1 protein-coding gene is annotated in these 518 nt (G+C 64.3%); it reads right to left on the reverse strand.

All coding sequences use genetic code 11. The features are described from left to right. Positions 1-71: 71 nt before the first annotated feature. The coding region (locus tag AC1U89_RS24650) for a hypothetical protein (RefSeq protein ID WP_479902238.1) at positions 72-518 on the reverse strand (447 nt) is incomplete at its 5' end.

Genomic DNA, 518 nt, shown 5'->3' on the forward strand with positions numbered 1-518 from the left:
GTTCTCGATCAGTTTCAGGGCCGCCAGCTTGGCGTCCTTCTTGGTGCTGGTGCCGGCGGCGGCCATCATGTTCAGGAATGCTTGCATGTCAGTTCTTCGAATCGTTTCAGGAAATTCAGCTTGGCGCGGAGAGGTATCCACGCCTCGAGGGTGTAGGGGCACTCCGCGACGCCCTGCAACACGAACCAGGGCTCGCTGTCGCGGGGGAAGAAGTCCCGCTTCTCCCCACCGAGGGCGACCAGATCGGCCTGCTTCACCGACGGTGGCAGCACCGGGTTCAAGTTGAACCGGCGAAAGATGTCTTCGTGCAGCCGGTTCTCCAGCTCGCGGTACGCCGGCATCAGCCGCTTCAGCGGCGTGGGCATATCCCCCAGGTACGCCTCCGTTGCGTCGTGCATCAGGCCGGCTAGCGCGTCCTCCGCCGGTACCAGATAGCTGACCAGCACCGAGTGCTGCGCCACCGAGTAGAACTCGGGGCTGTGGCCGGCGAACCGGCACACGTTCGACAGCCCATGCGC

The sequence above is a fragment of the Caulobacter sp. 05T431 genome, assembly GCF_056665975.1.